Origin of the sequence: Acinetobacter sp. NIPH 2699 (assembly GCF_022549355.1) — a bacterium.
Classification (GTDB): domain Bacteria; phylum Pseudomonadota; class Gammaproteobacteria; order Pseudomonadales; family Moraxellaceae; genus Acinetobacter.
On the sequence record NZ_JAKZGL010000021.1, the window covers coordinates 26,311 to 40,926 of the forward strand.

A 14,616-nucleotide genomic window follows, 5' to 3' on the forward strand; every position below is an offset into this window, starting at 1 on the left:
ACAATCATTTAAATATTTTTTTAAGTTATTTTTCAATTAAAAAAGCCACCTGACGGTGGCTTTTTTAATCTTAAATCAGCAATTACATTGCACGATTTTTGATTTTACGAATTGTTTCAAGCTGAGCCGCTGTTTCAGCAAGCGAAGCAAGTGCAGCAGCAGAGTCCAAATCACTCTTTTGATTCGCCAACAATTGTTCAGCTTGTTTACGAGCTTCCAAAATTGCTGCTTCATCTAAGTTGTCGGCACGGATTGCAGTATCTGCAAGCACCGTCACAACATGAGGCTGAACTTCTAACACGCCGCCTGATACATAAACAATTTCTTCTGTACCATTTTCCAACTGAACACGAATCGGTCCAGGCTGGAGTAAAGTTACAAGTGGAGCGTGCCCAGGTAAAATACCAAGTTCACCACCTGCACCTTTAGCGATCAACATCGTTACTGTGCCAGAGTAAATTGACTCATTCACACTTACGACATCACATTGCATCGTCGCCATGAGAACCTCCTAAATTAGAGTTGCTAATTAAAGTTTCTCGGCCTTAGCAATCACTTCGTCAATACCACCCACCATATAGAACGCTTGTTCTGGGATGTGATCGTATTCACCAGCTAATAGACCTTTAAAGCCACGAATGGTTTCTTTAAGCGATACTAATTTACCAGGTGCGCCAGTGAACACTTCAGCAACGTGGAATGGTTGAGAGAAGAAACGTTGGATTTTACGCGCACGGTAAACAACCAATTTATCTTCTTCAGCCAATTCATCCATACCCAAGATCGCGATGATGTCTTTAAGCTCTTTATAACGTTGCAAAATGTTCTGTACAGAACGTGCAATTTCATAATGCTCTTGACCAACAACCAATGGGTCTAACTGACGTGAAGTTGAGTCAAGTGGATCGATCGCTGGATAAATACCAGAAGATGCGATGTCACGGCTCAATACAACTGTTGCATCTAAGTGAGCAAAGGTTGTTGCAGGTGATGGATCTGTCAAGTCATCGGCAGGTACGTATACTGCTTGGATCGATGTGATCGAACCAGTTTTAGTAGACGTAATACGCTCTTGAAGGACACCCATTTCTTCTGCAAGTGTCGGTTGGTAACCTACTGCAGATGGCATACGACCTAACAATGCTGATACTTCAGTACCCGCAAGTGTATAACGGTAAATGTTGTCGACGAATAATAATACGTCACGACCTTTACCATTTTCATCTTTTTGATCACGGAAGTATTCAGCCATGGTCAAACCAGTCAACGCTACACGTAAACGGTTGCCCGGTGGCTCGTTCATCTGACCGTAGACCATTGCTACTTTGTCAAGAACGTTAGAATCTTTCATTTCGTGATAGAAGTCGTTACCTTCACGAGTACGCTCACCAACACCAGCAAACACAGATAAACCTGAGTGTGCTTTCGCGATGTTGTTGATCAACTCCATCATGTTCACGGTTTTACCAACACCGGCACCACCGAATAGACCAACTTTACCACCTTTCGCAAACGGGCAAAGTAAGTCAATGACTTTAATACCAGTTTCCAAAAGGTCAGTAGATGCAGCTTGGTCTGCATAAGAAGGAGCTTGACGATGAATCGGCAAACGCTCTTCTGTTGCAACAGGACCTGCTTCATCAATCGGGCGACCCAAAACGTCCATGATACGGCCAAGCGTTGCTGGACCCACTGGAACTGAAATCGGTGCATTTGTACTGGTTACAGTAAGACCACGTTTAAGACCTTCTGTAGAACCCATTGCGATGGTACGAACTACACCATCGCCAAGCTGTTGCTGAACTTCTAACGTAGTTTCAGTACCGTCAACTTGGAGAGCGTCATAGATCTTAGGAACGCTATTGCGCTCAAACTCGACGTCGATAACCGCGCCGATGATCTGAATGATACGACCGCTACTCATTGCTGTCTCCTCAATTCAAACTTAATAATGTTAAACGGCAGCGGCACCGCCAACGATCTCGGAAATTTCCTGAGTAATCGCGGCTTGACGCAGCTTGTTGTAAATGAGTTGTAGGTCTTTAATCAACTGACCTGCGTTGTCTGTCGCTGCTTTCATTGCGACCATACGTGCAGATTGCTCACATGCGACGTTTTCAATCACACCTTGATAAACCATAGACTCGATATAGCGAACCAACAAACCATTTAACAATATTTCTGCTTCTGGTTCGTAGATATAATCCCAACCATAAGTACGGTTGAGGTCATCGCTTTCTTCTGCTGATGCTAAAGGAACAAGTTGATCTACTTTAGGCTGTTGAGTCATGGCATTGACGAAGCCATTTGAAACGAGATAGATACGATCTAATTCGCCTTTATCAAATGCATCAAGCATAACCTGCACTGAGCCAGTTAACTGTTCCAAACTCGGTGTATCACCAAGCTGGGTGGTCGCACCAAGCACTTTACCGCCGTAATTCTTAAAAAACGAAACCGCTTTTTGACCAATCAAAGCAAATTCAACTTCAATTGACTGCTGTTGTTGTGCTTTGACATGCTGCACAACTTTCTTGAACAAGTTAATGTTCAAGCCACCTGCCAAGCCACGATCTGAAGACACCACGATATAGCCAACGCGCTTTACAGGACGTTCAACCATATAACGGTGTTTATATTCAGGGTTTGCTTGTACCAAGTGAGCAATTACACGGCGCATATTATCGGCATACGGACGGCCCTGTGCCATGCGCTCTTGCGCACGACGCATTTTAGAAGCAGCTACCATTTGCATCGCGCGAGTAATCTTTTGCGTGCTCTTGATACTAGCTACTTTGGCGCGAATTTCTTTTAAATTTGCCATACGCTTAACCTAGTAGTCGAAAGCTCTTGCGAGCTTCCGAAGGTTGATCCGTGAACCAAACTTAACTAAAGCTTAACTTAGTAAGTTTGAGTCGCTTTGAAGCTCTCAATACCTGCTTTGATTGCCGCTTCGATGTCTTTGTTATAATCACCAGTTTCATCGATCTGTTGCATTAACGCAGCCTGTTCAGAGCGGAAGTAAGAGATTAACGCAGCATCAAAGTCTACGATTTTCTTCACTTCTACGTCAGACATATAGCCTTCGTTAGATGCATAAACAGAAACAGCTTGGTCAGCAATTGAGTAAGGCGCATATTGTTTCTGCTTCATTAACTCAGTTACACGTTGACCATGCTCAAGTTGCTTACGCGTTGCTTCATCAAGGTCAGAAGCAAACTGAGCAAACGCAGCCAATTCACGGTATTGCGCTAACGCAGTACGGATACCGCCAGACAATTTTTTGATGATCTTGGTTTGAGCAGAACCACCAACACGCGATACCGAGATACCTGCGTTCACAGCAGGACGAATACCTGCGTTGAATAATGATGTTTCTAAGAAGATCTGACCGTCAGTAATCGAAATTACGTTCGTTGGTACGAATGCAGATACGTCACCCGCTTGAGTTTCAATGATCGGTAATGCAGTTAAAGAACCAGTTTGGCCTTTAACTTCACCGTTCGTGAATTTCTCAACATAGTCAGCAGAAACGCGCGAAGCACGTTCAAGAAGACGAGAGTGAAGATAGAATACGTCACCTGGATATGCTTCACGACCTGGTGGACGACGTAATAACAATGAAATTTGACGATAAGCAACTGCTTGCTTAGACAAATCATCATAAATAATTAACGCATCTTCACCACGATCACGGAAGTATTCACCCATTGTACAGCCAGAATACGGAGCCAAATACTGCATTGCTGCAGGATCAGCGGCCGCAGCTGCGACAACAGTTGTATACGCCATAGCGCCAGTTTCTTCTAGCTTACGTACTACGTTTGCAATTGTTGATTGTTTTTGACCAATCGCAACGTATACACATTTAATGCCAGAGCTTTTCTGAGCGATGATCGCATCGATCGCCATTGCTGTTTTACCAGTTTGACGGTCACCAATAATCAACTCACGCTGACCACGACCCACAGGAATCATGGTATCAACTGATTTATAACCAGTTTGAACAGGTTCATCGACAGACTGACGCCAAATTACACCTGGTGCTACTTTTTCAACAGCATCAGTGAGTTTTGCATCAATCGGGCCTTTGCCATCAATTGGATTACCCAAAGCATCTACGACACGGCCAAGAAGTTCAGGACCAACCGGAACTTCTAATACACGACCTGTACAACGAGCTTTTTGACCTTCTTGCAGGCTTAGGTAGTTACCTAAAACAACGGCACCCACTGAATCCTGTTCTAGGTTCAGTGCCATACCAAATAAGCCGCCGTCGAATTCGATCATTTCACCGTACATTGCATCTGCAAGACCGTGAATACGCACGATACCGTCAGATACCATGACGATGGTACCTTCATTCTTCGCGGTCGCGCTGGTGTCCAGATCGCCGATACGCTGTTTAATGAGCGCACTGATCTCGGATGGATTCAGTTGTTGCATTGCGCTATTCCTCAATCTTTTTTAAGTTCAGTCTTTTTGCTGTTAGGCAAGAAGACGAGTCCGCATTTTTTCAAGCTTGTTAAGCGCAGAGTCATCTATCACTTGGTCGCCTGCACGAATCACAACACCTGCGATGAGCGTTGGATCAACGTTCACAGTAACATGTACTGTTCTGTTAAAACGTTTTTCTAACGCATGAGCTAAAATATGCTCTTGTTTCGCATCCATTGGGAAAGCAGATTCAATCTCTACTTCCAATGTGTTGTTGTTCTGCGATTTAAGTAGTTCATATTCTGCCGCGATTTCAGGTAATAATATTAAACGATCATTATCTGCAAGCAGTGTCAAAAAGTTCGACACAGCTTGAGTTTGATCTTCACCTAAAATCTTCGCAAAAAGACCTACCTGCTCCGCAGGAGTCAACTCAGGACGATTTAAATAAGCGGAAAATGCCTCATCTTGCACCGCAGCACTGAGCAGTTGTAACGCATTTGACCAAGAGTCAGTTGCATTCTGCTCAGATGCATAAGCAAATGCTGCCTTAGCGTATGGGCGTGCCAACGTCAAGAATTCAGCCATATTTCCCTCGCTTAAAGTTTAGCAGCCAGCTGAGTCAGCATGGCATTATGAGCTTCTGCGTCAACTTGTTGGTTCAGAATTTTCTCTGCACCATCAACTGCCAAGGCAGCAACTTGTTGACGTAATTCTTCGCGAGCAGCATTGATGTCTTGATCAACAGTTTCTTTCGCCTGTTGACGAATACGTTCACCTTCAGCCGCAGCTTGGGTACGCGCTTCTTCGATCAATTGCGCTGCACGACGGTTCGCTTGTTCAATCAATTGAGCCGCTTGTGCTTTTGCTGCGTCGATCTCTTGCTTCACTTGTGATTGTGCATCAGCAAGATCCGCTTTCGCTTTTTCAGCAGCATTTAAGCCATCAGCAATTTTACGCTGACGCTCACTAATTGCATTGATTAATGGTGGCCAAACAAACTTCATACAGAATGCGACAAATACCGCAAATGCAATCGCTTGGCCAATCAATGTGAGGTTGATATTCATTTCGCTATTCCTCAATATGTGGATTTAGGAATTAAGCTATTAACCTACAAATGGATTAGCGAAGATGAAGAACAAGCCAATACCAACACCGATCATAGGCACAGCATCAAGAAGACCCGCGATTAAGAACATACGAGTTTGAAGTTGTGGAGCCAATTCTGGTTGACGAGCTACAGCTTCTAAGAAGCGGCCACCTAAAAGACCGAAACCAATCGCAGTACCTAAAGCACCGAAAGCGATCAAGATAGCAGATGCAATTGCAACTAGACCTAAAGTGAGTTCCATGAAAAATTCCTCAGAGGTTAGGTTATTACCAAATTAAACTAAAATTTAAGCCCAACCATCAACTGATAGTCAGGCAATACCATTAATGCTTTTCGCTTGCCATGCTCAAGTAAACGATGGTCAGCATCATAAAGATAAATGCTTGCAGCGTGATTACAAGAATGTGGAAAATAGCCCAAGGCACAGATAATGCCCACTGGATCCAGAACGGCAGTAATGCGATCAAGATGAAGATCAACTCACCCGCATACATGTTACCGAACAGTCGTAGAGCCAACGAAACTGGACGAGCAAGGAAAGTTACTAATTCCAAAATTAAGTTCACTGGAATCAATAACGCTTTTGCAAATTTGTTACTTGGGTTAAATGGGTTAAGTGCCAATTCACCGACGAAACCGCCGATTCCTTTCTCACGAACACTATAAAACAAGATTAATGCAAATACAGACAACGACATACCTAGGGTAATGTTCGGGTCAGTCGTTGGTACAATCTTGAAGTAAACGTGGTGAGGGTCCATACCAAATACGTTTGCACCAATAACTTGAGCCAATACAGGAATCCAGTCAACAGGAATTAAATCCATTAAGTTCATGAGGAAAATCCACACGAAAATGGTTAATGCCAATGGTGCAATTAAACGTGATTTGCCATGGAAGGTGTCACGGACACTTGAGTCTACAAACTCGATAATCATTTCAATTGCAGACTGGAATTTTGTTGGTACACCTGCATTTGCAGCTTTCGCAACGATCCAGAACATTAAGCAAAAAATGATGCCAAGTCCAATAGACCAACCCATTGAATCCAAGTGAATTGCAGTGAACCCCATCGATTGAGCTTCTTCAGCAGTCTCAGCTAACTTCCATGATCCATCTGGCATTTTGCCATAGGTCATATTGGTCAAGTGATGCTTGATATACTCGGTCGAAGTCAGGGCATGTTCTTCAGCAGCCATAAATCACACCTGGTCAATGTCAATCATTAAAAGGAGGGAAATGAATACTGCGAACTGCAAATATCTCACCTTACCCTCCAAAAATCTCAAAAATGTGGCTTAACCTCGGTTTTGCAGACGTGACACCCAAAAAGGTGCAACCCACGCCATCGCTTGAACAAGAATAAATCCACCAAACAATGCAACCGGTGATAGTGGTTCAACATTGTTCAAAATTAAAATAAAACCCACGACCACAATTGCAAACTTGCCGAGTATTCCTCGATACATGTTGAGCATGACTTGTTTTGATGCTCTTGCGCCCGCCGCTCTAAACGACTGCCAAGCAAAATAACAGTGTGCTAACCAACAAACCGAGGCCCCAAGCGCAGCACTTATTGCAGCAGTTATATCTTTCATCATCCATGCAAGCAAAGCTGCCATTGGAATCATACATGCTTGTAAGAAGACCAAAGCTTTTGCTAATCGTCGGTCAATCAAGCGACTAGTCCGGCTCATTTTTTATCCACTCACAACACAACTGCTTGACAAGTTTTATTACGGATCGTTTCGAATCGCTGGCATTATAGAGTTACACCCCTGAACATGCAATCTTTTCTCGACCTAAGTCTGCTTTTTTCGTTACCACATTTTCTGACGATAGAGTCAACGCTTTTTTAATTTTCTGATCAATTTTGGGCACTTAATACGCACTTATCAGTTTTTGCAGCCAATTTTTTCCACGCAGCGATAAAATTGTCCTCACCATTCATACTTTCGTCCACAGATTCAAAAATGACGGGATTCAGTCTTCTATACTGGCTACTGCTGGCTGAAATTTCAGCCAATAAACACATTTCTGTCTTTGGTCGGCTGTCTTTTAAGTACTTAATTTGTGCAGCTGTTGGGGCAATATGCGGATCATTGGTGAGTGCGCCTGCAAATTTTAAATTCAATGCTCTTTCTAAGTATTGATAAGCATCATGGTATGACCAATAGGGTTTGGCTCTATTACTACCTTCATACTGTTGGGCAGCTTGTCGCATTTGTTGTGCAAAGTCTTTGGCATTGGCTAAATATTTGGCTTTATTTTCAGGATATTGCTGCGAACGTAATGTCGCGATAAAAAACGCGATGCGAACCGCATTATTCGGTTCTAACCAAACATGGCTGTCGATCGTATTTTCGAGTGACGCGCCACGCAAACTTCGTTGTGGCAATACTGTTAAAATACCTGAATCCAAAAGTGAGACAGCTTTTCGATTTTGATGTAGCAATCTCTCTAATGGTGCTTCATGCGCCTTACCCAACCATACAACCAAAGAAGCATCTTGAATCGCTTTGCGATGGGCTGGCGTGAGTTGCACATCATGCCCCGTTTGATCGCTGAGTAAAAGAACTGGCGTTTCTACCCCATTGGTCACTTCTTTTGCAATCAAATAAATTGGATGTGTTGAGACGACCAAACTTTGTGTCCAGCCCCATGTGCTTAACATTGAAAACGAGACAAATAGAAAAAGGCGCAACATCACAACACTACTCAACCTAGCAAAGCATGTTATAATATAACAAAAGTTTAAAAATACCTATGTCTATTTTATCTTCTTAATACCATTCCTTGCTTGAATGACTTATATAGTTAGTTCCAAATGAATTGCATGATATGATATACGGTCCGTTGACATTTCACAGATACTTCGCGTGCTCATCTACAGCACAAGGTGTTTTGACCATAAGATTATCCGTGATAGATCAACCGACTCAAGGCAAACAATGAGGTCCATTTATGAGTTCTTGCTCACATGAACATGACAATGCTTTACACGGTGTTCATGGTCATCATGATATTAAAGCTCGAATCACAGAGGCAGAACTTTTATGTGCTGCAACTGGCGCTCGACTGACACCTCTACGTAAAGAAGTCCTTGAGCTGATTTTAAATGCATCTGCACCGATGGGTGCTTATGATTTATTGGCAAAAATTAAAGGTCAAGCAGACCGCCCTGCCGCACCACCGACGGTATATCGAACTTTGGATTTTTTATTAGAAAAAGGTCTGATCCACCGTTTAACCTCTATTAATGCCTATATTCCTTGTTGCCATCCACGTGAAGGACATCAAGCTGCGTTTTTAATCTGTACTGAATGCCGTTCGGTTAAAGAGGCATCCGCACAAGGACTGCTTCAACAACTTGATCAACTCGCAACCTCAGATCAGTTTTCTGCTCAACATAGCATCATTGAAATTTCTGGAAAATGTCATCAGTGCAGCAAATCGCAGTAAGCTCTCCCCTCGTCCAGCTTGAAAATATCTCAGTTCAACGTGATGAACGTGTTATTTTGAGAAATGTGGATTTTGCATTACAAGCAAAAGAAATTGTGACGCTGATTGGTCCGAATGGCGCTGGCAAGTCCACACTCATCAAAGTGTTACTGGGCATCATGTCACCGAATAAAGGCAAAGTTCGCTTTGCTAAGAAATTAAAGATGGCCTATGTGCCACAGAAATTCAATCCATCTGCCAGTCTGCCCTTACGTGTCCAAGACTTACTTGACTTAGAGATTTGTGCTGCAAATTTGCGCCAAGAAATCATGGCTGATACTGGCATTCTGCAGTTACAACACTCAAAAGTACAACAACTCTCTGGCGGTGAACGTCAACGCGTGTTACTTGCTCGTGCTTTATTGCGCCAACCTGATATTTTAGTGCTGGATGAACCGATGCAGGGCTTAGATATTCAATCTGAAGCAGAGCTGTATGAATATGTCCGCAGCCTGCCCGAGCGCTATGGTTGTGCCGTACTCATGGTTTCACATGACTTACAATGGGTTATGCAAGGCACTCATCGTGTGGTATGTCTCAATAAACATATTTGCTGTAGCGGCCTACCTGAAAGCATTCAACAACATCCAGAGTACCAAGCTATTTTTGGGACTCAACGCATGTTCTATCAGCATCATCACGATGATTGTGGGCATAGCGACCATGTCGAACCATGTACACATGATCCACGTCCTCATATCCACCCTGAACCGAAGGTCTAAGCAATGATGGAATGGTTACAACTGCTATTACCTGCTTGGATTATGGGCACACTGCTGGTATTTCTGACCGCACCGTTGGGTTGCCTCATGTTGTGGCGCAGAATGTCATTCTTCGCCGATACGATGGCACACGGCACCTTATTGGGTGTGGCAATTGCTGGGATTCTTAATTTACCTTTTTGGTTCGGTGTGGCTTGTTTAGCTGCATTGCTGGTTGCAATTTTATGGATTCTGCACGATTCACGCTTACCCAATGATGCTTTACTGGCATTGTGCTCAGCCACATTACTTTGTTCAGGTTTGTTGCTCATCCAACAGCTTCCAAGCTTACGTCCAGAACTATTAAGCTACCTGTTTGGTGATTTACTCAGTGTTGGATGGGCTGAATTACCAATATTTGCAGTTGTGATTGCAGGTGCACTGATAGCGCTGTATCGCTCATGGTCCGCCCAAATTCAAGTTGCGATTGACCCAGATGTCGCCATGAGTGAAGGCGTCAACGCAAACTGGCAACGTTTGATTTTCATGCTATTACTGGCATTGTTTACCGTATTGGCATTGCGTGCAGTCGGTTCATTACTGATGGGTGCACTATTAGTCATCCCCGCGCTGAGCGCTCGCTTACTGGCGCACTCGCCCAAACAAATGGTGATTTGGGCATTTATATTGGCTCAATTTGGTATCACTGTCGGCTTATGGTCAAGTGCGGCACTCAACATTGCCACAGGTTTAAGTATTGTCTTATGTATGGCACTTTGTTTTGCGCTGATTTTTGCAGTACAAAAAGTATTCCCTCATATCAAAACCAACTAAGCATTTGAAACATGCTATTTAATCTATCGTTACAGCAGGAAAAGACGATGGGCAATGGTTTTAGCAATAGCGTGCATCGTAAAAATCATCAGCAATAAACTATTCAACCCTGTTCGCATCAGGCACAATGATTCCTTTTTTTGCCGCCTTAAAATGACTAAGGAGATATTAATGACTGCTCAATCTGTCATTCTTCCATTACCTTCTGATCATGCACGTTTTATTGTTCTGCGTTTAAAAGATCTTACGATTGTCAAATTAAAACAACAAATTACAGCTTTGCTTTTAACTCGTGATCGCTTGATCACTCAACACCCAAATGCTCAGATCAAAACTGCAATCGCCTTCGGTCCTGAACTTTGGTCCAAGTTACACGCACAAATGCCTGAAGGGTTTAAACAATTAGATCCCCAACTCGGGGCATTTAATATGCCAGTCGTGCCAGCCGATGTATTTATTCATCTTGCCAGTGCGCGTGCCGATCTTTGCTTTAGCATGAGCCAAGCGTTCTTTGCAGGGATTCAGAACAAAGTCGAAGTACTCGATGAGCGCGCTTGCTTCCGTCAATTTGATGGTCGTGATTTAACAGGTTTTATTGATGGAACTGAAAACCCACAATTCCCTGATGATCGTGCCGAAGCAACCTTGTTGCCTGAATCCGCAGGTATCTTTGCTGATGGTAGTTTTATTTTCGCACAACGTTATGTACACGATTTAGCGAAATGGCAACAACTCAAAGTCGATGCACAAGAGCATGTCATGGGACGCACCAAGCTTGAATCAATCGAGCTAGACGATGAGACCAAGCCTAAAAATGCGCATGTTGCCCGTACGGTGGTTGAAGATGAAGAGGGCGAAGAAATGGAAATCTTACGTCACAGCCTCCCTTATGGTGATGGCAAAGGTGAACAAGGCTTATTCTTTGTCGCGTATACCAATAATTTAACGATTATTGATGCAATGTTAAAACGTATGTTTGGCACAGCAGGTGATGGTATTCATGACCGTTTACTGCATTTCACGACGGCTGTTGATGGTGCTTATTATTTTGCGCCTAGTCATACCTTACTAGAACAAATACTGGAAGATTAAAACAGCAAGATGCTATGCCACGCGATGGTGTAGCATCTTTATGATCTCCACTCAACGTGGGACTCAAAAAAGATTGATCGGAATATGTGAATTCCCTGAATAGACTCTCCCCTTAAGCCCTCAAAATTTGCTATATTTAACGTTTTTCCGCGACATTTATTTCGGTAACTATGAATACGGCAATACAAGCAGCTCTTGATCATGCGGTACAATCCCTTCAACAACAAGGTGTACTCCCTTCAGATTGGACAAACACGAGCCATTTAACCCGTACCAAAGACCGAAGTCACGGTGACTTTGCTTCCAATATTGCCATGATCGGCTCTAAAGCGGCTGGCATGAAACCACGCGATCTTGCTGAAAAGATTTTAGCAGCACTCCCTGAAGTGGCTGACATTAATAAAGCAGAAATTGCAGGTCCTGGTTTTATTAACTTCTTTTTAAATGCAGACCAACGCTTTGCTGTGCTTGATCAAATTCAGGCACAAAAAGATCAATATGGTCGTAGCCAAGCCAATGCAGCCAAAAGAATCCAAGTCGAATTTGTTTCTGCCAACCCAACCTCTAGCCTACATGTGGGGCATGGTCGTGGTGCAGCGTATGGCATGACGGTTGCAAATTTATTAGAAGCCACAGGTGCGCAAGTTGACCGCGAATACTATGTCAACGATGCAGGTCGTCAAATGGATATTTTGGCGACTTCAACTTATTTACGTTATTTAGAATTGACTGGCCAAACACTGGTATTCCCTAAAAATGCCTACCAAGGTGACTACGTCAAAGAAATCGCACAAAGCATTATTGACCAAGATGGCGATGCACACGTTCGTCCAGTTGTTGATATCTATAAAGACGTGCCTGAAGATGTTCAATATGCAGAAGAACTTGATGCTGAAGGCAACAAAGTTGTACTTTCAGGCGATAAAGAAAAACACATTGATGGCCTAATTGCGAACTCACAACAACGTTTAGGCGCTGCTTATCGCGTTTTCCATCAAGCAGCGTTACATGCCATTTTAGATGACATCAAAGACGATCTTGCTGATTTTGGTGTGACTTTTGATGAATGGTTTAGTGAAGCATCATTAGCTGACAAGATTGATGAAGCACTTGCAACCTTAGATCAACGTGGCTTCCTCTATGAAAAAGAAGGCAACATCTGGTTTAAATCAACTGAGTTTGGTGATGAAAAAGACCGTGTAGTGAAACGTCGTAACGGTCAGACCACCTACTTCGCCTCTGACATTGCCTATCACTTGAATAAATTACAACGTGGTTATACTGACCTGATTGATATTTGGGGTTCAGATCACCACGGTTATATTTCACGTGTCAAAGCTGCCATTGATGCAATGGGCTATGACTCGAAGAAATTGACTGTGCTTTTGGTTCAGTTCGTCAGCTTGTGGCGTGGCGGTGAGATGGTACAAATGTCATCTCGTTCAGGTCAGTTCGTGACTCTACGTGATTTGCGTAAAGAAGTCGGTAATGATGCAGCGCGTTTTTACTATGTGATGCGTAAATCTGAACAACACATCGACTTTGACTTAGACCTTGCGGTTTCACAAAGCAAAGACAATGCGGTGTATTACATTCAATATGCATATGCACGTGTAAACAGTATTGTGAATCGTGCTAAAGAAAAAGGCATTGCATTTGATGTGATATCTGCACGACAAGTTGCTGATCTATTGACTTTAGATACTGAAACAGAAATTCTCGCGAAATTAGCAGCTTACCCTGAAATTGTGGTGCGAGCAGCGAATGTGTGTGAACCACATCAAATTGGTAACTATCTTAAAGATTTAGCTGCACTATTCCATGGCTGGTACGCACAAGATGGTGTGAAGTTTGTAGATGAAACAAATATTCCATTATCACAAGCCCGTTTATTATTATCAATAAACGTACAGCAAGTGATAAGAAATGGTTTAACATTATTGGGTGTATCCGCTCCTGAGGCAATGTAAGCAAAGTAACACTTTGCATTGCCGCAAGACCGAAGGCTATGCCTGAGGTGAACGGTAATTAGCAAAGCAACGCTTTACATCGCTGCAAGATCTTGCGCCATATATGGCTCATATGCCCGAAGTGGCGATGTAAGTAAAGCAACGCTCTTACACAAGAGTGAGTAAAATACAGTAAACAAAGCATTATTTTTAATATAATGCTTTGTTTCTCAGACGATTCAAGCTAGAAATAACATAATAGAATCAAGAGGAATTTCAGGTGTTTGGAAAAACGCAACGTGGTGTATCTGAACGACCAAATAAGCCCAAAAAACCGCTTATCCCGAAATGGCTAGGCATGTTTGTCGCCATTCTAGCGATCTTATGTGCCATCGTCATGCTGATGCTATGGCAACCATGGCAACCTGTTCCCACAAAAAGTCAGGTGCCTTCTGAACACTATCAAGAAGAAAACACCAATAAAGATTACCGTTTCTATGATTTGTTGCCACAACAACAAGTGACTCCGATTCCCGAACAAGCCGTGCCTGAAACCAAACAACAAGGCAATATCGTAATTATTGAGTCTCCTCGACTTGAAACTACAACGACAGAAGATTCAGCCAATATTAGTGCAAGTGAACAAACACCACCTGCACCGACAACGTATATCCTACAAGTCCGTAGCTATCCAGATCCTGATAGTGCAGACGCACGTCGCGCAGAAATTATTTTGAATGGATTATCCGCCGATGTAGTGAGAACTGTTGAAAATGGACAAACTTGGTATCGTGTATTTTCTGGCCCTTATGACAGTCAAGAAGCCGCTTTAGCAGCACAACAAACTTTACAGCATAGTGGCATTGATTCCATCGTCATTAAACGCTAATCAATGTCACGTCCTGAAATAGATTGACAGTATTTCATTTAAAACCGAGTTAAACCATTAGCTCGGTTTTCTCTTTCTCATACATCTGATTCGGTGTGA

16 protein-coding genes are annotated in these 14,616 nt (G+C 43.0%); 6 read left to right on the forward strand and 10 right to left on the reverse strand.

What is annotated here, in order from left to right; genetic code table 11:
- Positions 1–82: 82 nt before the first annotated feature.
- The 10 genes from MMP72_RS15170 to MMP72_RS15215 form a co-directional block, all read right to left on the reverse strand.
- Positions 83–502 (reverse strand): F0F1 ATP synthase subunit epsilon, encoded by a 420-nt coding sequence (locus MMP72_RS15170; protein ID WP_004668114.1) that lies wholly within the window; start codon positions 500–502, stop codon positions 83–85.
- A gap of 27 nt (positions 503–529) precedes the next feature.
- Positions 530–1,924, reverse strand: coding sequence for a F0F1 ATP synthase subunit beta (gene atpD, locus MMP72_RS15175; RefSeq protein WP_004668113.1), 1,395 nt, complete (start codon positions 1,922–1,924; stop codon positions 530–532).
- A gap of 30 nt (positions 1,925–1,954) precedes the next feature.
- A complete protein-coding gene (gene atpG, locus MMP72_RS15180) occupies positions 1,955–2,824 on the reverse strand; it encodes a F0F1 ATP synthase subunit gamma (protein ID WP_241406109.1) in 870 nt (289 codons plus the stop codon).
- 77 nt (positions 2,825–2,901) lie between these two features.
- Positions 2,902–4,446 carry a F0F1 ATP synthase subunit alpha gene (gene atpA, locus MMP72_RS15185; RefSeq protein ID WP_241406110.1) on the reverse strand — a complete coding sequence of 515 codons (1,545 nt, stop codon included), beginning with the start codon at positions 4,444–4,446 and terminating at the stop codon, positions 2,902–2,904.
- Between the two features lie 42 nt (positions 4,447–4,488).
- On the reverse strand, positions 4,489–5,025 hold the full coding sequence (locus MMP72_RS15190) for a F0F1 ATP synthase subunit delta (RefSeq protein WP_241406111.1): 537 nt from the start codon (positions 5,023–5,025) through the stop codon (positions 4,489–4,491).
- An 11-nt stretch (positions 5,026–5,036) separates the two neighbouring features.
- Positions 5,037–5,507 carry a F0F1 ATP synthase subunit B gene (locus MMP72_RS15195; protein WP_004668107.1) on the reverse strand — a complete coding sequence of 157 codons (471 nt, stop codon included), beginning with the start codon at positions 5,505–5,507 and terminating at the stop codon, positions 5,037–5,039.
- Positions 5,508–5,546: 39 nt separating this feature from the next.
- Positions 5,547–5,792 carry a F0F1 ATP synthase subunit C gene (atpE, locus tag MMP72_RS15200; RefSeq protein ID WP_000424060.1) on the reverse strand — a complete coding sequence of 82 codons (246 nt, stop codon included), beginning with the start codon at positions 5,790–5,792 and terminating at the stop codon, positions 5,547–5,549.
- Positions 5,793–5,874: 82 nt separating this feature from the next.
- Positions 5,875–6,750, reverse strand: coding sequence for a F0F1 ATP synthase subunit A (atpB, locus tag MMP72_RS15205; protein ID WP_241406112.1), 876 nt, complete (start codon positions 6,748–6,750; stop codon positions 5,875–5,877).
- Positions 6,751–6,849: 99 nt separating this feature from the next.
- Positions 6,850–7,248: an ATP synthase subunit I gene (locus MMP72_RS15210; RefSeq protein ID WP_241406113.1), complete on the reverse strand. Its 399-nt coding sequence runs from the start codon at positions 7,246–7,248 to the stop codon at positions 6,850–6,852.
- Between the two features lie 170 nt (positions 7,249–7,418).
- Complete coding sequence (locus MMP72_RS15215; RefSeq protein ID WP_241406114.1) at positions 7,419–8,258, reverse strand: zinc ABC transporter substrate-binding protein; 840 nt, start codon at positions 8,256–8,258, stop codon at positions 7,419–7,421.
- 257 nt (positions 8,259–8,515) lie between these two features.
- Between MMP72_RS15215 and MMP72_RS15220 the strand changes: the two genes are divergently transcribed.
- The 6 genes from MMP72_RS15220 (at position 8,516) to MMP72_RS15245 (ending at position 14,517) form a co-directional block, all read left to right on the forward strand.
- Positions 8,516–9,013 (forward strand): transcriptional repressor, encoded by a 498-nt coding sequence (locus MMP72_RS15220; RefSeq protein ID WP_241406115.1) that lies wholly within the window; start codon positions 8,516–8,518, stop codon positions 9,011–9,013.
- Positions 8,986–9,774 carry a zinc ABC transporter ATP-binding protein ZnuC gene (gene znuC / locus MMP72_RS15225; RefSeq protein WP_241406116.1) on the forward strand — a complete coding sequence of 263 codons (789 nt, stop codon included), beginning with the start codon at positions 8,986–8,988 and terminating at the stop codon, positions 9,772–9,774. Before MMP72_RS15220 ends, znuC begins: the two co-directional genes overlap by 28 nt.
- Before the next feature lie 3 nt (positions 9,775–9,777).
- On the forward strand, positions 9,778–10,587 hold the full coding sequence (znuB, locus tag MMP72_RS15230) for a zinc ABC transporter permease subunit ZnuB (RefSeq protein WP_241406117.1): 810 nt from the start codon (positions 9,778–9,780) through the stop codon (positions 10,585–10,587).
- 171 nt (positions 10,588–10,758) lie between these two features.
- Complete coding sequence (locus MMP72_RS15235) at positions 10,759–11,679, forward strand: Dyp-type peroxidase (protein WP_241406118.1); 921 nt, start codon at positions 10,759–10,761, stop codon at positions 11,677–11,679.
- A 170-nt stretch (positions 11,680–11,849) separates the two neighbouring features.
- Entirely contained in the window at positions 11,850–13,649 is a 1,800-nt protein-coding gene (argS, locus tag MMP72_RS15240) for an arginine--tRNA ligase (RefSeq protein ID WP_241406119.1), read from the forward strand.
- Positions 13,650–13,908: 259 nt separating this feature from the next.
- Complete coding sequence (locus MMP72_RS15245; protein WP_241406120.1) at positions 13,909–14,517, forward strand: SPOR domain-containing protein; 609 nt, start codon at positions 13,909–13,911, stop codon at positions 14,515–14,517.
- The last annotated feature ends 99 nt before the right edge of the window (positions 14,518–14,616 follow it).